31 protein-coding genes and 2 pseudogenes are annotated in these 21,919 nt (G+C 45.1%); 16 read left to right on the forward strand and 17 right to left on the reverse strand.

Features of this window, described 5'->3' with window-relative positions; all coding sequences use genetic code 11:
- The first annotated feature begins 87 nt into the window (after window positions 1–87).
- From F6K64_RS17440 to F6K64_RS17450, 3 genes and pseudogenes are all read left to right on the forward strand, one after another.
- A complete protein-coding gene (locus F6K64_RS17440; RefSeq protein WP_009149870.1) occupies window positions 88–1,260 on the forward strand; it encodes a glycosyltransferase in 1,173 nt (390 codons plus the stop codon).
- A 227-nt stretch (window positions 1,261–1,487) separates the two neighbouring features.
- A pseudogene (locus F6K64_RS17445) lies at window positions 1,488–2,065 on the forward strand (class I SAM-dependent methyltransferase).
- A 134-nt stretch (window positions 2,066–2,199) separates the two neighbouring features.
- Window positions 2,200–2,970, forward strand: coding sequence for a glycosyltransferase family 2 protein (locus tag F6K64_RS17450; protein ID WP_009149875.1), 771 nt, complete (start codon window positions 2,200–2,202; stop codon window positions 2,968–2,970).
- Here the strand turns inward: F6K64_RS17450 and F6K64_RS17455 are convergent.
- A complete protein-coding gene (locus tag F6K64_RS17455; protein WP_131827256.1) occupies window positions 2,901–3,140 on the reverse strand; it encodes a hypothetical protein in 240 nt (79 codons plus the stop codon). The genes F6K64_RS17450 and F6K64_RS17455 overlap by 70 nt on opposite strands.
- A gap of 92 nt (window positions 3,141–3,232) precedes the next feature.
- Between F6K64_RS17455 and F6K64_RS17460 the strand changes: the two genes are divergently transcribed.
- Window positions 3,233–3,859 carry a YdcF family protein gene (locus tag F6K64_RS17460; protein WP_009149877.1) on the forward strand — a complete coding sequence of 209 codons (627 nt, stop codon included), beginning with the start codon at window positions 3,233–3,235 and terminating at the stop codon, window positions 3,857–3,859.
- Here the strand turns inward: F6K64_RS17460 and F6K64_RS17465 are convergent.
- Entirely contained in the window at window positions 3,844–4,026 is a 183-nt protein-coding gene (locus F6K64_RS17465) for a hypothetical protein (RefSeq protein WP_154659901.1), read from the reverse strand. The genes F6K64_RS17460 and F6K64_RS17465 overlap by 16 nt on opposite strands.
- On the opposite strand from F6K64_RS17465, the gene F6K64_RS17470 reads away from it, so the two are divergent.
- From F6K64_RS17470 to F6K64_RS38935, 3 genes and pseudogenes are all read left to right on the forward strand, one after another.
- Window positions 4,004–4,204 carry a hypothetical protein gene (locus F6K64_RS17470; RefSeq protein WP_044494532.1) on the forward strand — a complete coding sequence of 67 codons (201 nt, stop codon included), beginning with the start codon at window positions 4,004–4,006 and terminating at the stop codon, window positions 4,202–4,204. The genes F6K64_RS17465 and F6K64_RS17470 overlap by 23 nt on opposite strands.
- Window positions 4,194–4,802 (forward strand): hormogonium polysaccharide biosynthesis acetyltransferase HpsU, encoded by a 609-nt coding sequence (gene hpsU / locus F6K64_RS17475; RefSeq protein WP_009149883.1) that lies wholly within the window; start codon window positions 4,194–4,196, stop codon window positions 4,800–4,802. Before F6K64_RS17470 ends, hpsU begins: the two co-directional genes overlap by 11 nt.
- Before the next feature lie 135 nt (window positions 4,803–4,937).
- Window positions 4,938–5,111, forward strand: a pseudogene (locus F6K64_RS38935) (type II toxin-antitoxin system HicB family antitoxin); the annotation flags it as partial.
- Window positions 5,112–5,327: 216 nt separating this feature from the next.
- Here the strand turns inward: F6K64_RS38935 and F6K64_RS17485 are convergent.
- From F6K64_RS17485 to F6K64_RS17500, 4 genes are read right to left on the reverse strand one after another with little or no spacing between them, the layout of a single operon-like run.
- The gene (locus F6K64_RS17485; protein ID WP_009149888.1) at window positions 5,328–5,663 is read right to left on the reverse strand and encodes a XisI protein; all 336 of its coding nucleotides are present in this window, start codon (window positions 5,661–5,663) and stop codon (window positions 5,328–5,330) included.
- A complete protein-coding gene (locus F6K64_RS17490) occupies window positions 5,651–6,067 on the reverse strand; it encodes an element excision factor XisH family protein (RefSeq protein WP_009149891.1) in 417 nt (138 codons plus the stop codon). Before F6K64_RS17490 ends, F6K64_RS17485 begins: the two co-directional genes overlap by 13 nt.
- Window positions 6,068–6,092: 25 nt before the next feature.
- The gene (locus tag F6K64_RS17495) at window positions 6,093–6,254 is read right to left on the reverse strand and encodes a hypothetical protein (RefSeq protein ID WP_154659902.1); all 162 of its coding nucleotides are present in this window, start codon (window positions 6,252–6,254) and stop codon (window positions 6,093–6,095) included.
- A gap of 40 nt (window positions 6,255–6,294) precedes the next feature.
- Window positions 6,295–6,591, reverse strand: a complete 297-nt coding sequence (locus F6K64_RS17500; protein ID WP_009149893.1) for a type II toxin-antitoxin system Phd/YefM family antitoxin — start codon at window positions 6,589–6,591, stop codon at window positions 6,295–6,297.
- Between the two features lie 271 nt (window positions 6,592–6,862).
- On the opposite strand from F6K64_RS17500, the gene F6K64_RS17505 reads away from it, so the two are divergent.
- From F6K64_RS17505 to F6K64_RS17515, 3 genes are read left to right on the forward strand one after another with little or no spacing between them, the layout of a single operon-like run.
- Window positions 6,863–7,021, forward strand: a complete 159-nt coding sequence (locus tag F6K64_RS17505; RefSeq protein WP_287263157.1) for a hypothetical protein — start codon at window positions 6,863–6,865, stop codon at window positions 7,019–7,021.
- 11 nt (window positions 7,022–7,032) lie between these two features.
- On the forward strand, window positions 7,033–7,275 hold the full coding sequence (vapB, locus tag F6K64_RS17510) for a type II toxin-antitoxin system VapB family antitoxin (RefSeq protein WP_009149896.1): 243 nt from the start codon (window positions 7,033–7,035) through the stop codon (window positions 7,273–7,275).
- Window positions 7,275–7,679 carry a type II toxin-antitoxin system VapC family toxin gene (locus F6K64_RS17515; protein WP_009149899.1) on the forward strand — a complete coding sequence of 135 codons (405 nt, stop codon included), beginning with the start codon at window positions 7,275–7,277 and terminating at the stop codon, window positions 7,677–7,679. The genes vapB and F6K64_RS17515 overlap by 1 nt, the downstream gene beginning before the upstream one ends.
- 415 nt (window positions 7,680–8,094) lie before the next feature.
- On the opposite strand, the gene F6K64_RS17520 is transcribed toward F6K64_RS17515, so the two are convergent.
- The 3 genes from F6K64_RS17520 to F6K64_RS17530 all read right to left on the reverse strand — a co-directional run bounded on the left by F6K64_RS17520 (window position 8,095) and on the right by F6K64_RS17530 (window position 9,857).
- Window positions 8,095–8,553 carry a peptidoglycan-binding domain-containing protein gene (locus F6K64_RS17520; protein WP_009149902.1) on the reverse strand — a complete coding sequence of 153 codons (459 nt, stop codon included), beginning with the start codon at window positions 8,551–8,553 and terminating at the stop codon, window positions 8,095–8,097.
- 701 nt (window positions 8,554–9,254) lie between these two features.
- Window positions 9,255–9,617: a hypothetical protein gene (locus F6K64_RS17525; protein WP_287263156.1), complete on the reverse strand. Its 363-nt coding sequence runs from the start codon at window positions 9,615–9,617 to the stop codon at window positions 9,255–9,257.
- Window positions 9,618–9,632: 15 nt separating this feature from the next.
- A complete protein-coding gene (locus tag F6K64_RS17530) occupies window positions 9,633–9,857 on the reverse strand; it encodes a hypothetical protein (protein WP_154659904.1) in 225 nt (74 codons plus the stop codon).
- Between the two features lie 87 nt (window positions 9,858–9,944).
- Between F6K64_RS17530 and F6K64_RS17535 the strand changes: the two genes are divergently transcribed.
- The 4 genes from F6K64_RS17535 (at window position 9,945) to F6K64_RS17550 (ending at window position 13,166) form a co-directional block, all read left to right on the forward strand.
- Entirely contained in the window at window positions 9,945–10,850 is a 906-nt protein-coding gene (locus F6K64_RS17535) for a Uma2 family endonuclease (RefSeq protein ID WP_071108098.1), read from the forward strand.
- Window positions 10,851–11,037: 187 nt separating this feature from the next.
- Complete coding sequence (locus F6K64_RS17540) at window positions 11,038–11,721, forward strand: Uma2 family endonuclease (protein ID WP_229420279.1); 684 nt, start codon at window positions 11,038–11,040, stop codon at window positions 11,719–11,721.
- 136 nt (window positions 11,722–11,857) lie between these two features.
- Entirely contained in the window at window positions 11,858–12,664 is an 807-nt protein-coding gene (locus F6K64_RS17545) for a Uma2 family endonuclease (RefSeq protein WP_287265906.1), read from the forward strand.
- A gap of 82 nt (window positions 12,665–12,746) precedes the next feature.
- Window positions 12,747–13,166 (forward strand): DUF29 family protein, encoded by a 420-nt coding sequence (locus F6K64_RS17550; RefSeq protein WP_287266021.1) that lies wholly within the window; start codon window positions 12,747–12,749, stop codon window positions 13,164–13,166.
- 223 nt (window positions 13,167–13,389) lie between these two features.
- Here the strand turns inward: F6K64_RS17550 and F6K64_RS17555 are convergent, their stop codons facing one another.
- Both F6K64_RS17555 and F6K64_RS17560 read right to left on the reverse strand, forming a co-directional pair.
- Window positions 13,390–15,009 (reverse strand): bifunctional ADP-dependent NAD(P)H-hydrate dehydratase/NAD(P)H-hydrate epimerase, encoded by a 1,620-nt coding sequence (locus F6K64_RS17555; RefSeq protein WP_009149916.1) that lies wholly within the window; start codon window positions 15,007–15,009, stop codon window positions 13,390–13,392.
- Window positions 15,010–15,069: 60 nt separating this feature from the next.
- On the reverse strand, window positions 15,070–15,972 hold the full coding sequence (locus F6K64_RS17560) for a hypothetical protein (RefSeq protein WP_044494537.1): 903 nt from the start codon (window positions 15,970–15,972) through the stop codon (window positions 15,070–15,072).
- 69 nt (window positions 15,973–16,041) lie between these two features.
- On the opposite strand from F6K64_RS17560, the gene F6K64_RS17565 reads away from it, so the two are divergent.
- Entirely contained in the window at window positions 16,042–17,304 is a 1,263-nt protein-coding gene (locus F6K64_RS17565) for an ABC transporter substrate-binding protein (protein WP_287251249.1), read from the forward strand.
- A 54-nt stretch (window positions 17,305–17,358) separates the two neighbouring features.
- Here the strand turns inward: F6K64_RS17565 and psbV2 are convergent, their stop codons facing one another.
- The 3 genes from psbV2 to F6K64_RS17580 form a co-directional block, all read right to left on the reverse strand.
- Window positions 17,359–18,057 carry a photosystem II cytochrome PsbV2 gene (gene psbV2, locus F6K64_RS17570; RefSeq protein ID WP_009149924.1) on the reverse strand — a complete coding sequence of 233 codons (699 nt, stop codon included), beginning with the start codon at window positions 18,055–18,057 and terminating at the stop codon, window positions 17,359–17,361.
- 234 nt (window positions 18,058–18,291) lie between these two features.
- Window positions 18,292–18,780: a photosystem II cytochrome c-550 gene (gene psbV / locus F6K64_RS17575; RefSeq protein WP_009149926.1), complete on the reverse strand. Its 489-nt coding sequence runs from the start codon at window positions 18,778–18,780 to the stop codon at window positions 18,292–18,294.
- 128 nt (window positions 18,781–18,908) lie between these two features.
- Window positions 18,909–19,091, reverse strand: coding sequence for a translation initiation factor IF-2 (locus F6K64_RS17580; RefSeq protein WP_287265908.1), 183 nt, complete (start codon window positions 19,089–19,091; stop codon window positions 18,909–18,911).
- Window positions 19,092–19,124: 33 nt separating this feature from the next.
- On the opposite strand from F6K64_RS17580, the gene F6K64_RS17585 reads away from it, so the two are divergent.
- Entirely contained in the window at window positions 19,125–19,514 is a 390-nt protein-coding gene (locus F6K64_RS17585) for a CsbD family protein (RefSeq protein ID WP_287265909.1), read from the forward strand.
- On the opposite strand, the gene accD is transcribed toward F6K64_RS17585, so the two are convergent.
- From accD to F6K64_RS17600, 3 genes are all read right to left on the reverse strand, one after another.
- Window positions 19,423–20,373 carry an acetyl-CoA carboxylase, carboxyltransferase subunit beta gene (accD, locus tag F6K64_RS17590; protein ID WP_287265910.1) on the reverse strand — a complete coding sequence of 317 codons (951 nt, stop codon included), beginning with the start codon at window positions 20,371–20,373 and terminating at the stop codon, window positions 19,423–19,425. The genes F6K64_RS17585 and accD overlap by 92 nt on opposite strands.
- Window positions 20,374–20,430: 57 nt before the next feature.
- Window positions 20,431–20,652, reverse strand: a complete 222-nt coding sequence (locus F6K64_RS17595; RefSeq protein ID WP_009149933.1) for a hypothetical protein — start codon at window positions 20,650–20,652, stop codon at window positions 20,431–20,433.
- 366 nt (window positions 20,653–21,018) lie between these two features.
- A complete protein-coding gene (locus tag F6K64_RS17600; protein ID WP_009149935.1) occupies window positions 21,019–21,852 on the reverse strand; it encodes a prepilin peptidase in 834 nt (277 codons plus the stop codon).
- Between the last annotated feature and the right edge of the window lie 67 nt (window positions 21,853–21,919).

Genomic DNA, 21,919 nt, shown 5'->3' on the forward strand with positions numbered 1-21,919 from the left:
TGCGCTTTCCGTTGGCGAATTAAATTCGCCACGGGTCGCACCTCAAAAATTTGTACCTCATTTAATTTAAAACCGCTATAATTACTGATGAAACTTCTGATTGTTATTCCTGCTTTAGGGGCTGTTTATGGGGGTACATCTAAATGCGTAGTGGAACTAGCTCAAGCATTGGGTAACTTAGGCATTACTGTTGACCTAGTAGCCACTAATGCTAATGGTTCTGAGGTTATAGAAGCCCCTGTAAAAACCTGGTTGGCTAAAACTAATTATCGCCTACAGTTTTTTCCTTACAAAGGGATTGGAGACTACAAATTTAGTTTTTCTCTGAGTAAGTGGCTATTCCAACACATCGGCGATTATGACTTAGTACAAACTAATGCGATTTTTTCAGTTCCTAACCTGGCTGCTTACTGGGCTTGTCAATGGTATAATATCCCTTATGTTATTATACCACACGGGATGCTTGACCCTTGGGCACTTTCCTATAAAGCCTTAAAAAAGCGCATCTACTACACTCTGTTAGAAAAGCCTGCTCTCCAAAACGCTAGCGCACTGCAAATGCTAGCCTCTACGGAAGCGGAACAAATTAAACCCCTCAACCTCAAAACTCCTATTACTATTGCCCCTAACGGCATCCACCGTCAAGACTTTGAACAACTCCCTAATCCTGAACTTTTTTATCAACAGTTTCCAGCTACTCGTAACAAAACTCTGATTATTTTCTTAGGACGTATCGACCCCAAAAAAGGATTAGACTTGCTAGCAACAGCCTTTGGTAAAATACACTCTAAATTTTCCGACACTCACCTAATTCTTGCTGGTCCTGATAACATTGGCTTTCTACCTACAGCTAAAGACTACTTTGCCAATGCAGGTTGTCTGGATGCTGTTACCTTTACAGGGATGCTAACAGGCTCTCTCAAATATGCTGCCCTTGCTGCTGCTAGTATTTATGTTGCCCCTTCCTATTCTGAAGGGTTTAGTATGTCTGTGCTGGAAGGTATGGCTTCAGGTTTACCTTGTGTTATTACCACAGGCTGTAATTTTCCAGAAGCTGCTGCTGCAAACGTTGCCCATGTAGTTGATATTGATGCTGAGGCTATTGCCAATGCTTTAACCCAGTGTTTGCAATTTCCCCAACAAGCCAAAGAAATGGGAACTCGCGCTCGTCAACTCATCTTTGAACAATACACCTGGGACTCCATAGCCAAAAAATTGATTCAAGTTTATACAGCTATCATCCATAATCAACCTATATAGCGTTTCTCGCAGTTATGAGGTACGCTTCTCAACCTCAAAGTCCCCCTTATTAAGGGGGATTTAGGGGGATCAATTTGTACCTTATGGGATATATAATTGCTATATCTAATTTCAAATAACTACAATAATTAGTGATTGATCCAATGAAATTAAAAACAAAAAAATAAGAATATTTTTATAAAAATAGTAACCATTTACATCATCATGCTTATTTAATAAAATCTCTGATGGAGATGATAAATGAAACCGTCCCCCCCCACATAATCAACAAAAAACTCGTATTTTAGACATTGGTTGTGGTAACGGAAGTCTCACTAATTTTATTGCACAACAAGGCTATGAAGTAGTTGGTGTAGAAGAATCAGAATCAGGAATTAAATTAGCTAGCGATAATTTCACTGATTGCCAATTTATTCAAGGAAGTATCTACAATCTCCCTTATGCAGAATTATCAGATAAGTTTGATATTGTTATTTCCTTGGAAGTAATTGAACATTTATTTTATCCCAAAGAATTGGTGCGAGCAGCAAAAAAAGTCCTCAAACCACACGGACGTTTAATTATTACCACGCCTTATCATGGCTATCTCAAAAATCTCATGCTCGCCGTCACAGGAAAAATGGATAAACACTTCACCGCTCTATGGGATTGCGGACATATAAAATTCTTTTATGTAAAAACCTTAACCACTTTACTCGAATCAGAAAACTATACAGATATCAATTTTAAATTTGCAGGTAGATATCCCTATCTCTGGAAATCAATGTTGTGTTCTAGCAGATTAAGTCAGCTAGAATCAACTTAATTAAGTTACAGCATTTTTCATAGCTATCAGGTACACAGTATTTTTTACCTCTTATCTCTTACCTGCTCCCTGCTCCCTGCTCCCTAAAACCCAATAATTTGTACCTCAACCAACTGAGAACTGCTGTATATAAAATGCTAGAAAAAACTACCCCACTCATTCTCACCTACAACGAAGCGCCCAATATCCAACGTACCCTTCAACAGCTTACCTGGGCAAAGACAATTGTTGTAATTGATAGTTACAGCACAGATGAAACATTAGAAATTCTTAAATTATATCCTCAAGTTCAAGTATTTCAGCGAAAATTTGACACCCACGCAACACAATGGAATTACGGTTTAGAACAAGTAACCTCTGAATGGGTACTGTCATTAGATGCTGATTACAGTGTCACCAATGAGTTAATAGCTGAAATCAAAGCTTTACAAACGGATACAGAAATAAATGGCTATTTTGCCAAATTCAAATATTGTGTTTTTGGCAAACCCCTTAGAGGAACGATACTTCCCCCTCGTCAAGTTTTATTTCGCAAAGACAAATCAACATATATTGATGATGGTCACACCCAGCTTTTGCAAGTTAATGGCAAATCAGCAATACTCTCTGCCTATATCCATCACGATGACCGCAAACCCTTAACTCGTTGGTTGTGGGCCCAAGACCGATACATGATAATTGAAGTCAAAAAACTAACCCAGACCCCAGATAATGAAATTAGTATAGGTGACATAATTCGCAAACAAAAAATTATTGCTCCCTTTATTATCCTATTTTACTGTCTGATTCTTAAGGGCGGAATTTTCGATGGTTGGCATGGTTGGTATTATGCATTTCAACGGATGCTGGCGGAAACTCTGTTATCGATTAGGCTGATTGAATTTGAAAAATTACAGAAGCAGTAAATATAAACTTTAAGAATTGTCAAATAGGGAATCGGGAATCGGAACCCACCCCTAACCCCTCCCAGGAGGGGAACGGGAATCGGGAATCGGGAGTCGGGAGTCGGGAATCGGGAATCGGGAATCGGGAATCGGGAGTGTGGGAAGTGTGGGGAGATGGGGGGAACCCTCAAGACGGGACTGGATCCCTAAGACTGTGCTGCTCCCTACTCCCTACTCCCTACTCCCTACAACTAACCCTACGGGAAAATCCTTGTATTGACCCATGAAACGAAACTTATCGTCACGCGGACGTTTCACCAATAAACCTGGTTTTGGCTACCCTCGCAAAACCCTACGGAAAATGCGGGTGGTATTTACCGTTACCATCCTATTGATTGCTCTTAGTTTTATTCCCATTCGCTTAGGGCTCGCCCATCTCCAATCCCCCACTCCTGAGGTGATTCTGACCCTCGGTGGAGATATTACACGGGAAAAATTTACAGCTGAGTTTGCTCAGCAACATCCTAACCTTGATATTTGGGTCTCTTCTGGACAGCCCACCCCACAAGCCCAAAAGGTCTTTCGGGAAGCAGGTATTCCTGATCAGCAAGTACATATTGATCGGCGTGCTATCGATACGGTCACCAACTTTACCTCCCTAGTTCAAGATTTCCAAACCCATGACATCCACCATGTCTATCTAATCACCTCAGACTTTCACATGCGTCGGTCGATTGCGATCGCCTTCTTTGTTTTCGGCAGTCACGGTATTGCCTTCACCCCTGTGGCCATTCCTTCCCAGCGGCCTGAGGAATCCTGGCTGCGAGTGGCACGGGATGTAGGGCGCTCAGTGGTTTGGATTATCACTGGTCATACTGGAGCGAGTCTTCATTATTATTTGAGAGCATGATACTTGGGGGGAATAGGGAATCGGGAATCGGGAATCGGGAGTCGGGAATCGGGAATCGGGAATCGGGAATCGGGAATCGGGAATCGGGAGTCGGGAATCGGGAATCGGGAGTCGGGAATCGGGAGTCGGGTGCAGGTTGGCCGGTTGACGCTTAAAACCTTCAACATTCAACCTACCCTACGGGAACGCCAAAGGCGAACAAGCTACCCTTCACCGAACCCCAAAGGCGAACAACCTTCAACCTTAAACCACCCAACCTTCAACCTTCAACCACCCAACCTTCAACCACCCAACCTTCAACCACCCAACCTTCAACCTTCAACCAAATCAATAGATGACTACTGACTTAAGTAAACTACCAGCTTTAGATTTAGCCCCCTTAGTTGATTTACGCAAATACGACTCATCTCGATTTGACCGAGGGCGTCCCAGCTGGTTAATCTTAATCTGGTGGTTGGTGCAAGCGATCGCTTTTCCCTTAAGTCTTCATAACTTCAACGGCTTCCGCCGATGGCTGCTCCAATTATTTGGAGCCAAGATTGGTACTAATGTCGTCATTCGACCCACTGCTCGTTTTACTTACCCGTGGAAAGTAGAAATTGGTGACTACAGTTGGATTGGCGATGATGTGGTTTTCTACAGCGTCGATCGGATTCGCATTGGTAGTCACTGCATTATTTCGCAAAAATGTTACCTCTGTACCGGTAGTCACGATATCAAAGACCCAGCCTTTGGTTTAATCACATCTGAGATAAATGTTGGTAACGGAGCCTGGATTGCCACCGATTGCTTCGTTGCTCCCGGTGTCCAAATTGGAGCGAATGCCGTCATTGGTGCTCGCAGCAGTGTGTTTAGTAATATCCCAGAGCAGCAAGTATGCTGGGGAACACCAGCACGTGCTCGGTATCGACGGGAGGTAGGGAATGTAGAATGTAGAATTTAGAATTTAGAATTGGGAGTCGGGAGTCGGGAGTCGGGAGTCGGGAGTCGGGAGTCGGGAGTCGGGAGTCGGGAAGGCTAATCTGACTCCTCATCTCCCCATGGCATAATGACTATAGAAAATAATGATGTGATTAACATGAGCCAGGTTGTGTTTTTGGTTGAGGAAGATCCGGACGAGGGCTATACCGCCAGGGCTTTGGGAGAATCTATCTTTACTCAAGCAGACACCTTGGATCAGCTGACAGCGATGGTTCGAGATGCTGTTCAGTGTCATTTTGAAGAAGCGAACCGTCCTAACGTTATTCTGCTCCGAACGCGCCCCGCGTGGCCTACGGCCTCAGCTCCCTATTCCCTGCTCCCTTTGCCAAAGTGTTTATTTAGCATAAGAAGTACGGAAGAGCCAAAGATACTGAAAAACCCTAAATTCTTAATTCTTAATTCTTAATTCTTAATTCTTAATTCTACATTCTACATTCTACATTCTACATTCTACATTCTAAATTCTGAGTTCCCTATTCCCCACAACTCAACCCACCGCAAAATCACTATACTGACGCATAAACGGAGTGTGAAAGGCTAATACAATATCATACTTAGGAATTCCCAAATCAGTAAGCTCATTCGCTACACCATATTCCGTCCCATCATATTGAATCCAAATCTTGTCATTGATAATATCAATGTGAATCAAGCAACCATAGACACGACGATGCTCTTCCCAACCCACACTGAATATTTGATAGTGGTCGTTTTCTAGATCAAAGGAAGTATAGCGGTCTATATCACCAAACGAAGGTTTTATTTTACTGTAATCGGTTAATATTTTCTTAATCGCTTCACGATACTGGTTTAATTTATCCATTGCACAATTACCTCCTGGTTAGGATCGAATACTAACAGGTTAACTTGATACTCTTTAATACTAAGTTGAGGGAGTTCTTCACCAAAAAAATCGTCGTAAATCGATAAAGGAACAGCCAAATAAAGTACTCGTTGTGGTTGTTTGAGGCGTAGTACAATCCGGTAATTCAAAAACTGCCCTAACGCTAAATGAAATTGAAAGACACTAGAAGATGAAATAAAGCTTTTAATTTCAACGGCAATTTGCTGATTCTCCTTCTGTGCAGCAATTAGCCTTTCGGCACCTAAGTCGATATGCAATTGGCGATCGCGTAAATCTAACGTTAACGGGTCGTGAGTAATTACCCAATTATCTTGGACAAGCGCTTTTTTGACAACATCATGAAATATATCCTGAGCAGGCATTGCTACATTTGCTTTTTATAATGATTCAAAAATCAATAGATCTACTATAGCGGTTTTCAATTTGGTGAGGTACAGATTTAATGGTTTTAGGGAACAGGGAACAGGGAACAGGGAATAGGGAATAGGGAAGAGAGAAGAGGGAAGGAAGAGAGAATAGGAAACAGGGCAAAAATTCTGTGTACCTCATTAGGCGAAAAACCGCTATATTCCATAAAATATTATAACGGTTAGTCAAAATCATCTGAAATTTTGACTAGCCCCTTAGCGCTGCCAAACTTAGGGGTTGCTTGTACTGCAATCATTGGCACAATTCTAAAAGATTTCCCATCACTACCGAGGATGACAACCTCTTCCCCTGCTGCTGCTTCAAGTAGTTCCGCCAGTTTAGTCTCTGCTTCCTTCAAGTGAATTTGGTGCATGATGATGGTTCCAGAGGCAACGCTTTGAGTATAGCAATTAGAAGGGAGCAGGGAATAGGGAATCGGGAGCAGGGAATAGGGAATCGGGAATAGGCATGCTAGCAATAGGCAACAGTGTCGGAACTGTGCGGCCAGTGCAATGGTTTTCTGAAGTGTGCGCTCAGTGCAAAGGTTTTCTGAAGTGTGCGTTCAGTGCAACGGTTTTCTGATCACTATTGATAGGAAAAGGAACTTCCAAGCAAGGGGAGTGTCCCAAGTGTCGGAAGTGTGCGGCCAGTGCAACGGTTTTTTCAAGTGTGCGCTCAGTGCAACGGTTTTTTGATCAAAATTGATCTAAAAAGGGACTTCGGGGGGGAGTGTCGGAACTATGTGCTCAGTGCAACGGTTTTCTCAACTGTCGAAAGTGTGGGGAGATCGGGAGTCAGCTCAGCGTTCCCTCTTGCCTCTTGCCTCTTGCCTTTTGCCTCTTGCCTGTTCCCTACTCCCTACTCCCTACTCCCTACTCCCAGCTAGAATAAAGTGGACTATAGTTTAAGGTAATAAATCATGGATGCTCCTACTGCAACTAGGGAAGAGCTGTTTGTTAAATGGCAAGCGCTACCACCTGTATTCCAGCAGCAGGTATTAGACTTCATTGATTTTCTGTTGGGCAAGTATGGACAGCAGCAGTCTGAAACTACTCCTCAAAAGCAGTTACGTCCATTTGGACTCTGTCTCGGCCAGTTTAAAGTCCCTGATGATTTTGATGCCCCGTTGCCAGATGAGATTCTAGACGGGTTTGAGCAATAGTGAAAATTCTGTTAGATACGCATATTTTCCTATGGTTCATCAGTGGCGACACTCGGCTATCAACAGATGTTCGAGACATCATCCGCGACCCAGATAACGAAGTCTACTTGAGTGTTGTTTCAGTTTGGGAGGCAATAGTCAAGTATCAACTGGGTAAGCTACCATTGCCAGAGCCACCAGAGAAGTTTTTGCCAAAGCAGCGTGAACTTCACCAAATTGCTAGTCTCGATCTTGATGAAGGTAGTGTTACTCAGTTATCAAAATTGCCCCTGCTCCATCGCGATCCCTTTGATAGGATGCTGATCAGCCAGGCTTTGGAGAAAGGTTTGACAGTGGCAACTGTGGATCGAGAAATCCGCGCCTACCAAAAAAACTTGCAGTTGAAAGTCCTCGACGTTAAGTAGAGGGATGATAATAAATGACCGGATTGATCCGGTTGTCTTTTTGATTGCTAACTTTTCTAAAGTATCTGATCAACCCTAGCATTTTCAGTTGAGATGTGAAACAATGAAAATGCTAGAGAGGTATCTGTGTAATTAAAGCATACACAAAGCGAGCAGTATATTGGATATTTGTGTCAATTTTTCCTGGGCGAATGATTAATCAGGAGGGAACAGGGAATCGGGAATTTAGAATTTAGAATTTAGAATTTAGAATTTAGAATTTAGAATTTAGAATCGGGAATCGGGAATCGGGAATCGGGAATCGGGAATACAGAATAGGCAAGAAGCAAGAGGCAAAAGGGAAAACTGATCTGACTCCCCTACTCCCTACTCCCTACTCCCTACTCCCTACTCCCTACTCCCTACTCCCTATGCCCTAGTAACGACGCCGGGAGACACTAGCTTCACCCAACTTACGCCAGGTATGCCAGCCAACTACTCCATCCACTTTCAAACGGTTGTTGCGTTGGAATTGAGTCACACCTAGGTAGGTATATCGGTCAAAATTGGCGTTAAATTTAACAATGGTGTAGCCCAAGCTGATTAGGATCTGCTGCAAAAATCGTACGGCGTCACCATTGTTACCAGGAGTCAGCACTGGCATAGTCACAGTAGTAATTGTGTCAAGGGTTAGGGATGGTGGGTTATAGGGAGGATAGGGAGGATAGGAATGTTGGGCGTCAACGTTGATCACTTCTTTTGGGCTTTCCATGGATGGGGCGGTTGCCATCCCTAGGTCTTGATTGTCCATAGTTTCTGGTGAATTGGTCATGGATTGGTCATCCGCCATCATGGTTTGGGCGGGATTTGGGATTGGTATTTCTGAGTTTTTCATGATTTGTGCTGAAGTTGTGAATAGGTTTTGGTTAACAAGCGACTATTCAAGGTTTTCAATTGGGTAGGAATTAGGGAGTAGGGAGCAGGGAGTAGGGAGTAGGGAGGTAAGCATTCAGCTATCAGCCCTCAGCCGTCAGCTAATCAACGGTCGGTAGTAACCCATCACCGAGTCAAACTTTAATGAGATGCACGCGATTGACCTTTGGTCACGCTACGCGAACGCGTTTTTGATAGCGATCCTGTGGTTATAGGGTTTTTCAGATCGTAAGTATTCAGCTAAAGGCCTTTGGCCACGCTACCGAAACAGTTTATGCCCATAGCGCACGCTACACCGAACAACTTGTGAATAAAATAAGCTGACGGCTGACGGCTGACGGCTGAATGCTTACCTCATACCTATGAAGTACACAGGATTTTTTCCCTGTTCCCTCTTGCCTTTTGCCTAAACTCCAAAATCTACCTCAACCAATTGAGAACTGCGATAGATCTAGTCCAGACCGATTGAGCAACCGAAAAAAGATGGAACAATTATTGGTTTGTTTTTCCGTTATACTCAATTAAGCTGTCTGATCTTCAATTTATAACCGCTATTGTATGCTTCAGGAATTGCAGGTGGTATTTCGGCAAAAGCTTCCTTTGTTTTTCTGTTGAATAACCCGTGATCATAACAATTTTCAATCCTAAGCGAAAAATACCTCTCTAGACAGTGGATACTACAGGAAATTGAGAATTGAGAATTGAGAATTGAGAATTGAGAATTGGGAATCGGGAATCGGGAGGTGGGAATCGGGAATCGGGAATCGGTTGTGGTGGGAAAATGCGATCGCAGATGGCTGTGGTGGGAAAATGCGATCGCAGATGGCTGTGGTGGGAAAATGCGATCGCAGATGGCTGTGGTGGGAAAATGCGATCGCAGATGGCTGTGGTAGGAAAATGCGATCGCAGATGGCTGTGGTGGGAAAATGCGATCGCAGATGGCTGTGGTGGGAAAATGCGATCACAGATGGCTGTGGTAGGAAAATGCGATCGCAGATGGCTGTGGTAGGAAAATGCGATCGACATCGACGAAGAAGAATCTTAGAGGTGGCCGGGAGTAGGGGTTGGAAAAGTTGTTCGCCTTTGGCGTTCGGTGAAGGGTAGGTTGAAAGTTGTCAAGTTGTTCGCGTAGCGTGGCCGAAAGGCCAAGGTTGTTCGCCCTTGGCGTCCCTTGTAGGCTAGGTTAGTTGGTTGTTCGCCCTTGCCGTCCCTTGTAGGGTAGGTTGGCAGGTTGAATGTTGAATGTTGCCTCTTGCCGATTCCCACCTCCCGATTCCCACCTCCCGATTCCCACCTCCCGATTCCCTAAAACCCAAGATGCTAAGCTCAAACTATCAGGCTCAACAGAGGATCATGTACCAAACTGACCCACCCCGTCCTCCCAGGGAAACCATGCCCACTATGTATGACCTACCTAGTGAAGACCCAGACGAAGAGGAATTAGATCCAACTGTTCATCCCCGTCCAGTGTGGGAAACCATGCCCACTATGTATGACCTACCTAGTGAAGACCCGGAGGAGCCTGGTTTGCCTGACGAATTTCATGACTTCCAACCCCAGCTATTGCGGGAAACCTGCCAACCTCCCAACTATCCCAGGGAGGAAATGTTTATTGGTACAGACCTCAATTTATATTACGATAGTCATCATTTGTTGTGGCACAAACGACCAGATTGGTTTCTGGTACTGGGTGTGACTCCCGCTCAACAACAAAAAGACCTTCGCTGGAGTTATGTGGTTTGGCAGGAAGGAAGAGCGCCATTTTTGGTAGTGGAACTCCTATCACCAGGTACGGAAGCTGAAGATTTAGGACAAACCCTAAGGTCTGCCAACAAGCCACCCACCAAATGGCAAGCATATGAACAATATATGCGGATTCCTTACTATGTGGTCTTTGACCGTTATCAAAACCAGTTGCGGGTGTTTCAATTAATGCCCGCCCAGTATCAGGAAGTAGAGCTTTCTGAACCCAAATTTTGGATTCGAGAACTGGAATTAGGGTTAGGAGTCTGGCTTGGGAAATATCAAGAAACAGAAGGGTTGTGGCTGCGTTGGTATGATGAAGCTGGTAATTGGATTGAGACTTTAAAAGAACACGCTCAACAGGAATCCCAACGGGCAGAACAGGAATCCCAACGGGCAGAACAGGAATCCCAACGGGCAGAACAGGAATCCCAACGGGCAGAACAGGAACGCCAACGGGCAGAACGATTGGCAGAAAAATTGCGTACCCTTGGCATCAATCCCGATGATTTGTAAGGGGGGTCTAAGCTGTTGTGCATTTAAATTGCAAAACAGCAAGGCAGAAGGCAGAAGGCAGAAGGCAGAAGGGAAAAGAGTTTCAGGGTTTTTTTCCTGATTTCATAAAGCGATGCAGCAAGGGAACAGGGGGTTTCCCCCACTCGCTATTGCATCAAGACAAGGGAGTTTAAATGGGTAACAGCTTATGGCAACATCAACATCACAACCGATGCTAATTCCCATTCTGGAAAACGGCGATCGCTTAACTCGGGTGGAATTTGAACGACGATACCAGGCAATGCCTGATACCAAGAAAGCAGAATTGATTGAAGGAGTCGTTTACGTGGCATCTCCCGTCAGGATCACTAAACATGCCAATCCCCATGGAAAAATCATTACCTGGCTAGGGGTCTATGAAGCCGCTACCCCTGGTGTCATGTTGGGAGACAATCCTACGGTGCGGTTAGATTTTGATAATGAGCCCCAACCGGATGCAATTCTGCGCATTGATCAACAAAAGGGTGGACAGTCCCGCATTACTGACGATGACTATATAGAAGGAGCACCGGAGTTGATTGTCGGGATTGCAGCCAGTAGTGCTTCCTACGACCTCCATGACAAGCTACGGGCTTACCGGCGCAATGGAGTAAAGGAGTATCTAGTTTGGCTGGTGCAAGAGCAACAGTTTCGCTGGTATGAATTGGATGCAGGGGAGTATCTCCAGCAGCAGCCAGATCAGTTGGGGGTGCTGAGCAGTAACGTGTTTCCAGGATTGCAGTTGGCAGTAGAGCCGTTACTAGCTGGGGAAATGCAACGGGTATTGGCAGTGCTTCAGGAGGGGATAGACTCAAAGGCACATAAAGACTTTGTGGCTCGATTGGCTCAGTAGCTGATACTGGGGAGATGGCTATTGCGATTGACCTTCGGTCACGCTTCGCGAACGCAAACAGCAACAAACCCACTGCTGGGACCCTAGGTGACTTACCCAAGTGCTACCCTCAAACTATCAGGTTCAACAGAAGATCATGTACCAAACTGACCCACCGCTTTCTCCCAGCGAAACTATGCCGACTATGTATGACTTACCTAGTGAAGACCCAGAGGAGCCTGGTTTGCCTGACGAATTTCACGACTTCCAACCCCAGCTATTGCGGGAAACCTGCCAACCTCCTAACTATCCCAGGGAGGAGATGTTCATTGGTACAGACCTAAATTTATATTACGATAGCCATCATTTATTGTGGCACAAACGACCGGATTGGTTCCTGGTATTGGGTATCACTCCTGCTCAACAACAACAAGACCTGCGCTGGAGTTATGTGGTTTGGCAGGAAGGAAGAGCGCCATTTTTGGTAGTGGAACTCTTATCACCAGGTACCGAAGCGGAAGATTTAGGACAAACCCTAAGGTCTGCCAACAAGCCACCCACTAAATGGCAAGCCTATGAACAATATATGCGCATTCCTTACTATGTTGTCTTTGACCGTGTCTTGATGCAGTCGCTCATGGGGGAAACCCCAAGACCGCGCTGCATCGCTTATGAAAACCAGTTGCGGGTGTTTCAATTAATTGTCACCCAGTATCAGGAAGTAGAGCTTTCTGAGCCCAAATTTTGGATTCCAGAACTGGAATTAGGGTTAGGAGTATGGCAAGGTAAATATCAAGACACAGAAGGGTTGTGGCTGCGTTGGTATGATGGAGCTGGTAATTGGATTGAGACTTCAGCAGAACGGGCAGAACGGCAAAAGCAACGGGCAGAACAGGAATCCCAACGGGCAGAAAGATTGGCAGAAAAATTGCGTACCCTTGGCATCAATCCCGATGATTTGTAAGGGGGGTGATCCAACTTCCCGACTCCCGACTCCCGATTCCCGACTCCCGATTACCGATTCCCTACTCCCATCAACCCATGACATGGAAGAATTAACCTTATTACGTCAACTAATTGAAGAAAAAAAGTATCATAAAGCCTTAGAAATTGTTGATGAACTAGAAGAAATGTCAAGGGAGGATAAACTAAATAAAATTTATAGCTATGCAGTCATATTACTATTACATTTAATCAAGCAAGAAGTAGAAAAACGCACGACCCGCTCTTGGGAATTTTCTATTTATAATGCCAGCAAAAATATTAAACGAGTTAACAAACGGCGAAAATCAGGAGGATATTATGCAAATCAAGACGAATTATTAGAAATTTTAACCGATGCCTTTGAGACAGCCCTAAAAAAAGCAGCATTAGAAGCCTTAGAAGGCAGATATACAGATAGTGAACTGAAAGAAAAGATTGACGAAGAGCAAATTAAAGAGAAAGCTTTAGGTTTAATTTGTTAACAAGAGGGAGTAGGGAGCAGGGAGTAGGGAGTAGGGAGTAGGGAGTAGGGTGTGGGCTAAGGGGGTGACAAGCATCATTAATTAGCCTTTGGTTTTATGATCTTCCCTCTCCCCACACTTACCACACTTACCACATTTACAACACTCTTAACCCTCTTGCCTCTTGCCTCTTGCCTCTTGCCTCTTGCCTACTCCCTACTCCCGATTCCCGATTCCCTCTTCCCTACTCCCTATTCCCTCTCACCACTACCATCAAAAACTCTGCCAAGGTCCCCCCATCGACCCCCAACTCACTCCGCTCCTGAGCCGCTAAAATGCCAGCTTGGGCATGCCACCAGGCTGCCGTTGCCACTATTGCCTCCAAAGGATGCTCAGACAGAACTGGCTGAGCCATCAAACCTCCCACTAGTCCAGTGAGCACATCGCCACTCCCCCCTCGGGCTAGAGCTGGTGTACTTTCAGGAATCAGCCACACCGAGCCCCTGGGATTTGCGATCGCACTCCTGGCTCCTTTTAACAACACCACAGAGCGACTCAATTGGGATGCCTTCTGCACAGCCTTGACTCGATCCGGTAACAGTTCTGCAGAATCGGGAAATAAACGTCGGAACTCTCCAACATGAGGGGTTAACACTGTCTGGCCTCGACGCTTCAACAAAGTGGGAATAGTGATCAGTTCCGCCAGGATATTTAAACCATCCGCATCCAAAACAATTGGGCATTGGGCAGCTAAAACCCCTTGCACTATATCCTTAGCATCCTTTGTTAAACCAGGACCACATGCGATCGCATTATAAGTATGATAGCTACCAGAATCACTACCAGAGGGTTGGTTTAACTTCTCTAACACTAACTCAGGCAAAAATCCGTTGGCGTAGCGTGACCTTAGGTCAATCGCACCCGCCGTCGTTTCTGGGCAACCAATTACCACAGCTTCTGGCAAGTGACTGACCACTAGCAGTTTGATAGACTCCGGCACTGCCATTGAAAGCATCCCCACCCCACTAGCACGAGCCCCTAATCCCGCCAAAATTGCTGCCCCTGAATACTGTTTAGAGCCACAAATCAGCAACAGATGGCCCTGTTGGTACTTATGCGTTACCTTAGGGCGAGGTAAAGGCAAAAACTGTTTCGCAACAGTTTCGGTAACTCGGAGCAAATCTGGTGGCTCACCTAAAATGGACCAAATATCCTTGAGGGGAATACCAAAATCAATTAACTGAGCTTCACCAATATAATCCAACCCTTGGTCTTGCAGAAACCCCAACTTCCACAACCCTAAGCATAATGTCCGGGTAGCCCGAACCGCGATGCCCAACACTTCCCCAGTATCAGTGTGTAATCCCGAAGGCAAATCAATACTCACCACCGGTTGTGACCATTGATTCAACAGCTCAACCGCCTCAGCGATACTACCAGAAAGCGATCGCGTCAGTCCAAATCCGAACAAACCATCAATAATCAGGTCACACTCATACAGCGCTTCAATCTCGTCATAAAAAGGAATCCCCAAGCTAACCGCATACCGAGCATGGTAGTCAGTCAATTCCTTCAGTTTCGACAAAGGACGGTAAATGTGGATCTCATACCCCTGTAAATAAAGTTCACGAGCAACAACTAACCCATCGCCCCCATTATGACCAGGACCAACTAACACACCCACTCGCCTATTCTCAGCACAGGGATAAAGACCTTGAATAGAGCGAGTAATCAATCCTGCCACCTTTTCCATCAAAGCTGCTACAGGCATCCCCGCCTCAAAGATGCGCCCTTCAATCTCACGCATCTGCTCAGCAGTTACCACCACTTGTTCAATTAGTTCTCGCCGATTCTGAGACTGCATCAATTCTTAATTCTGCCTTCTTAATTCTTAATTCTTAATTCTGCATTCTACATTCTGCCCCTACCGACCAAAATACACCCGTGCATCCCAACCAGCAGAGCGCAAACGATTACTCCAACGTTCTGCCTCCCCCCGCTTTTTAAACGGACCAACAGCAACATGTTTACCTCTTGGAGCATCTCGTTGGCTGACTAAATCCTGGGCAATCCCAATTTTAACCAATTCCGTTACCATCTCTGGTAACCTCTGAGCATTTCCAGGAATAGCAACAAAATAGCTCCTACCCCTGGATTCTCCTGAATCCCCTGGATTAGAACCAGAACTCACAGAACGACGGTTCGCCAAATTTAATCCTGTTTCTGGATACACCAAACGGGAGCCATAGGTGATCGAGCCATCGGATGAAAAAGTTGGTATGTTGCTCAGGTTTGTAGCACCACCATCAAATGCTTGTTGTGCAATGGTTGTGATTCGGGCTGGAATTCCCAAAGCTTCCAAAGCCCGGAGACGGGACTGAGCATTGTAGCGATCCATAAATGTACCTACTTGAATCACACCCTCTCCCTCGCGCACAAACGCTTGTGGTTCAATTTCTTGTACTTGGGATAACAACAAATAACTATCACCCACCACATCAACCCGATAGAGATTAGCGATGGGTATTGATCTATTCGTTATGGATCGATTAGTGTCGTTGACCTTTAACTCAGGTGGATTAAGAGTATTGCTTGACCGGTTGGGTGAGGCGGTCGGCAAAAATAAAGGGGGAGTGTTAACCGATGGTAGAGAAGATGGGGTCATAGTTGGTAGAGGCTCCCCAAAAAATCTCGGTTCTGATGAAGTTTGGGCAGTAGCTGGCCTCAGATCCACCATCACTGTTTGCCCAGTCAGTAGCAACAGTAGCCAACCAGTTACCTTAATCAGTGTTTTAGGATTTTTGAATTGGTCAGACAGTCTGCTCATAATCGGTATTGCACTCTAGTAGAATTAGTAGGTTATATCAATTTAAATTTACCCGTCAACCCTAAACAAATGACTAAAATCCTGTCAAAATGGGTAATCTTACCGCTGATAATTCTCTGCATTATAGCCTGTGGCAGCAGTAACCTAGATGGAGTAACCACCGTCACTCTCGGTGGTTGGCAAAGCAGCCCTACTGAAAAACAATTACTAGAGCAAGTACTAAAAGAATTTGAAGCTAAACATCCCAAGGTAAAGGTTAAGCTTGAAGTCATCACTGGTCAATACATGGATGTGATCAAAACCCGATTAATTGGTGATGCAGCTCCAGATATCTTTTATTTAGATGCCTATGAAGCCCCATTACTAATGATTCATGATGTTTTGGAGCCTTTGGATGACTACATTAAGCGCACTGATAATTTTGATGTAGCTGACTTTGAACCCTCTCTGTTTAAAGCATTCCAATATAATGGAATAATCTACGGATTGCCTAAAGATTTTTCCACCCTTGCCCTTTTTTACAATAAGCAATTATTCAAACAAGCTAATTTAACTCAACCACCCCAAACTTGGGAAGAATTACGGGATTATTCCCAAAAACTCACCGTTGATAAGAATCGCGATGGCAGAAATGAACGCTATGGTTTGGGAATTAATCAGGAGCTGGCTCGTCTCTATTTTTTCATTAAAGCTTTTGGAGCTAACTTAGTTGACAAAAACGGCTACGCTACCTTTGCCACTCCTGAAAGTTTTAAAAGTCTTAAAACTGTCATTGACCTATACCGAAACTACCAGTCTGCTGCCTTACCTTCAGACGTTGGGGCTAGTTCTGGTAGCGAAATGTTTGGTCAGGGTAAAACCGCAATGGTCATCGAAGGTAGCTGGGCGATTCCTTATCTCAAAGACACATTTCCTAAAATTAAATTCGCCACCGCTGAAGTTCCCTCCTTAGGTAGTAAAAAAGGAACAATGGCTTATACCGTTGCTTATGTGATGAACAAGCAAGCTCAACATAAAGAAGCAGCTTGGCAACTAATTTCCTATCTAACCGGCAAAGAAGGAATGAAAGCTTGGGGAAAAGCCGGACTAGTACTACCTTCTCGGCTATCTGTGTTATCGGAACTAGGCTATCAAAAAAATCCCCTCTATGCTCCTTTTATTAAAGGAGCCGCCTATGCAACCATTTGGCAGGCTGGGGAAACCTTGCCAACCATTCAAACCCATTTCGATAATCAATTTCTGAGTGCCTTACTGGGTGAGCAATCCTTAGAAAGTGCTATGAAGAAAGCCCAAGAATCAGCTAATGAAGAGATTCGAGCAGGTGATTACTAACTAAGTTTTAGGGGTGGGTTCCGATTCCCGATTCCCGATTCCCAATTTCCTAACTTAAAATAAATCCTCAGTTCCCCATCCTGGTCCTTTCTGTGCAGCTCTGATCACAAATGCCGCTAACTTCTCGATTTTTTCCTGTGATAGCCAACTCTCTGGAACTTCACGGCACCAGAAGCTTTCGTCTTCACCATCATAGGTCATCGGTTGCCTCATAAAAGCAACTAAACCATTGAGATTATCCCGAGGTGGTTTTGCCCCAGCTAGCTTCTCCAGAGATAGAGAAACAGTGGGATCAATGAGATTAGCTCCTCCCACATGACATCTCTGGCAATTTTGGGAAAACAATTTTATACCAACGGACAAGTCTTCGCCGTCAAACAGCTTAGTCTCTCCCTTGCCATCTACAGCAATCGGTACAGGTTCTGCCACATCTAGGTAGTGCCTGACGTAGTCGTTAACCGCAGCGTGGGCTGGTGAACTAACCGTCCATGTCCCTAGGCAGAACACCAGAACCACTAGCAAATAACGGATTGATACTAATAGACCTCTTGCGAAAGTAGTGTTTTGATACTGTTCCCCTGAATTGTTCTCCAGTGTTCCCGTCTTGATGCAATAGCGAGTGGGGGAAACCCACGGCAGTCGCTCATGGGGGGAACCCCCAAGACCGCGCTGCCTCCCCAAGACCGCGCTGCATCGCTGTTCCCTGTTCCCTGTTCCCGACTTCTCACAGAAGTCTAATAATCTACGGAGCATTGAGTATTATTGAGTATTTAACGTGATATGTACTGATTGAGCAACAGGACAGACGCTTCTTCTATTAGCGAATCAGGTCTAGTTAAAGAAGCTAGGGTTATTGATTTTGGTTAACCCCTAACCCCTAACCCCTAACCCCTAACTGCCAACAGAAGAAGCCTCTGCCCTTGCTGCTTAAATTAAGCATAAAGCGTTTCGCTTCGTGCTTCTTAACCTCTCTACAAACAAACGTAATTAGTTACAGACCTTACCACAACCCCACGTTTCGCTTTTAGTGTTGACCTCATAGAGAATATAACCAGCAATATCAACGAGTTCATCTGTGGTGACATTCCTCATATACCGAAAAATATCAGCACTATCAGTGCTTGGATGAAATATAGAAATATCAATTTCCCCGTCGTAGGAGGTAGGATGCTTGAGGTAGTCTACTAAAGCCTCCAGGTTATCACGGGGTGGCGTTGCGTACTTTAAGTCTTCAGCAGCAAGAGTAACGTTAGGGTCAGTTTTACTGTAACCTCCTTTGTGACATTGAGAACACTTATCGTTAAACAAGCGTAAGCCCTCAGTGACCTCTTCGTTACTCAGAACCACCATGTCACCTGCTTCATTTAAAGGTACGGTGCGGTCCTTTTCAAGCAGATCGAGGGCTGCTGAACTGCCCACTGCAATATGAAAGGCAAAGAATAGGGTTGCCGTGATCAGCAAGATAAATCGCTTCATTGTTGATTCTCCTCTAAAAATGTGGCTCATATGGGATTAGTTTTTCAAAACAGCATTAACTGATTCCCTGCACATTCTCTCGCTGAGGGGGATCCGAGTCAACCAATCACGGCTATCTAACTCAGGTATTAATGATTACCCTTTGTTTCAGACAAAATCTTTAGTATAACAGCCTTGGCATCTTCTAGAGGCAGATGGGTGTCTTGATTTTTGTAAGCAATGCCCAACTGCTGGCATAGATCGAATACCTCTTCTACTCGAAGGTCATACTCGGCGGCAATTTCCACAATTGACAAGTCTGCAAAGCCCATGATAATTAAACGCGATCATAACTAAGGAACAGTTTGGGAAGTGTGGGGGTTGTGGGGGCAAGGGGCAAAAGGCAAAAGGCAAGAGGCAAGAGGCAAGAGGCAAGAGGCAAGAGGCAAGAGGCAAGAGGCAAGAGGCAAGAGGCAAGAGGCAAGAGGCAAGAGGCAAGAGGGAATATTATGAAACCATCTGAGTCCCCATCTCCCCATCTCCCCACACTACCCGACTCCCGACTCCCGACTCCCGACTCCCGACTCCCGATTCCCTACGGTGCGCTCTTACCATTAAGAATTAAATTCGCCACGGGTCGCACCGCTCCCGACTCCCGATTCCCTACTCCCGACTCCCGACTCCCGACTCCCTACTGCCTACTCCCAGCTCCGAAGTCCCTACTGCTTCTGGGAAGGAAACCGCTACCGGTATAGTAGCCTGGGGTTGATGCAGGCGAATCAGCTGGGCTAGGGTTTTTTTCAACTGGGTGCGAGGTACAATGGCATCAACGAAGCCGTGGTCTAGCAGATATTCAGAGGTCTGGAAATTATCGGGGAGCTTTTCTCTTAGGGTCTGCTCAATCACTCGTCGTCCAGCAAATCCAATTAATGCTTTCGGTTCCGCTATGATAATATCTCCTAACATCGCAAAACTGGCGGTCACCCCACCAGTGGTAGGATGAGTAAGAACTGGAATGTAGAGTAGTCTGGCTTGACGATGGCGTTCCAAGGCACCAGAGATTTTGGCCATTTGCATCAGGCTTAACATCCCTTCCTGCATTCTGGCTCCACCAGATGCACAAACAATTACAACCGGTAGCTGTCGCTTGGTTGCTTCTTCTATCAAACGAGTCAGTTTTTCCCCAACTACCGAACCCATACTACCGCCCATGAACCGGAAGTCCATCACTCCCAAAGCAATAGGCAAATTCTCTAGCTTACCGGTGCCAGTTTGTACCGCATCTGTGAGCTTGGTTTTTTCTTGGCTGTCTCGCAAACGATCACTATAGGCTTTGCGATCGCAAAACTTCAGGGGATCCGTCGGATGTAGGTGTTCATCCAGTGAGATCCAGGTCTGAGGGTCAATCAGCTGGCGGATCCGCTCGTCACTAGGGACTCGCATATGATGCTCACATTCAGTGCAAACCATTTGATTAGCTTGCAGGTCTCTGGCGTAGGATAGCACTCCGCAAGCTTCACACTTTTTCCATAGCCCATCAGCAATCTCCCGTTCTTGAGGTTGTTTAGGGCTTGGTTTAGGTTTTCTATTTGCAAACCAATCCAATAGAGACATAAAAATTTATTATCCTGTTAACGTATTATCTAAATTTTTTTAGCTATAATTTTATCTTTATGATTGTCCTGCCTGCTCTTCCTCTGGGGAACTCAACAACAGTAAGGCTGTCCATTGATCTGGTGAGCGAACTTGTAAAGCCGCAGGACTACCTGCACCTAAATAAGACATGATCCCAATATCAAGAATCCGACTTGGGATATCATGAGCAGCTAGCACCTGCTGCATCAGCTCGGCTTCCCAGCGAAGATTGGTAGTTCTGATTGTTATCCAAGACACAGGCCAATACCAATAGCACCAATAGTATAGTTTTCAGAGCCGTTGAATTTGTTATTGCTATTTCATCTATAGTAGTTTTATTTATAGGTTATACTTAGTTATACTTATTGTGATTAGTAGACAATTAGCTAAAATTTTAGACTAGGTTAATTTTTATAGGTTTCCTATTATATACTAAGTCTGAGTTTATCGGTTTCAACCTCTAAATTTAGAGAGTGAGGGAACATTATTCAACAGGTGCGACCCGAACGCGCCCCGCGTCTGCTTTGCCGAAAGGTGCCACCCAAGGGCGATTTACTCGCCCTTGGAGGCGCGACAATCGCGCGAATTTAATTCTTAATGGGTCAAGGAAACCTAATATAACTTTTAGCTCAATGGGAAAAATAGTTCTAGGTAAGTGGACACTATTAATTTACCCCACAGTAGAGTCAATCCTGCTCCCAACCCTAGAAAAGGACCAAAGGGCATGGGCTGTTTGCGATTGATCCAACCGAGGGCAATGGCTGCGCCACCAGCAAAAGCACCTACACCACAAGCGATGAAACTAGCCAAGAGCAAATACTTCCAGCCTAACCAAGCTCCCATCATCGCCGCTAGTTTAGCATCTCCTCCCCCCATAGCAGATTGACCAAAGGCAATCGAACCCCCAAAGGCAATCAGGTCAAACAACCAAATCCCTAGCACTGCACCTACCACCCCAGTCATTAATTGAGGAATTATTGCTATGGGTTGAGACCCCTGCAAAAAACCAGTAGTTCCTTGAAATACTAAACCAGCCACTAATCCAGACTGAGTTAGGGAATTCGGTAGGGTCATAGTATCGATATCAATCAGAGCCAGAGTCAACAGCCAGCTCAAAAACGCCCAATATCCTAGGGTTTGCCAACCCCAACCATACATCCAGAAAACTAGTAAAAACAGTAAACCTGTTATGGCCTCTACTAGGGGATAGCGGCTGGAAATCTTGGTACTACAGTGACGGCAACGTCCTTTTAACCACAGCCAGCCCATTACCGGAACATTTTCTCGCTTTCCCAGCTTATGCAGACAATTGGGACAGCGCGAAGGGGGCCAAAGGATGGATAAACCAGCAGGTAGTCGATAAACGACTACATTGAGGAAACTGCCAATAGATACACCACTAGCGAAAACTATTGCGCAAACTATCAACGTTGTCAAGGCAGCGGATACTCCAACCATATCCTGTATCACTACTTGCTAATTTCTATCGGTTACTACCATAAAACTAAGTCCAATGACCGATTTA

Origin of the sequence: Moorena sp. SIO3A2 (assembly GCF_010672265.1) — a bacterium.
In the GTDB taxonomy this organism is placed as follows: domain Bacteria; phylum Cyanobacteriota; class Cyanobacteriia; order Cyanobacteriales; family Coleofasciculaceae; genus Moorena; species Moorena producens.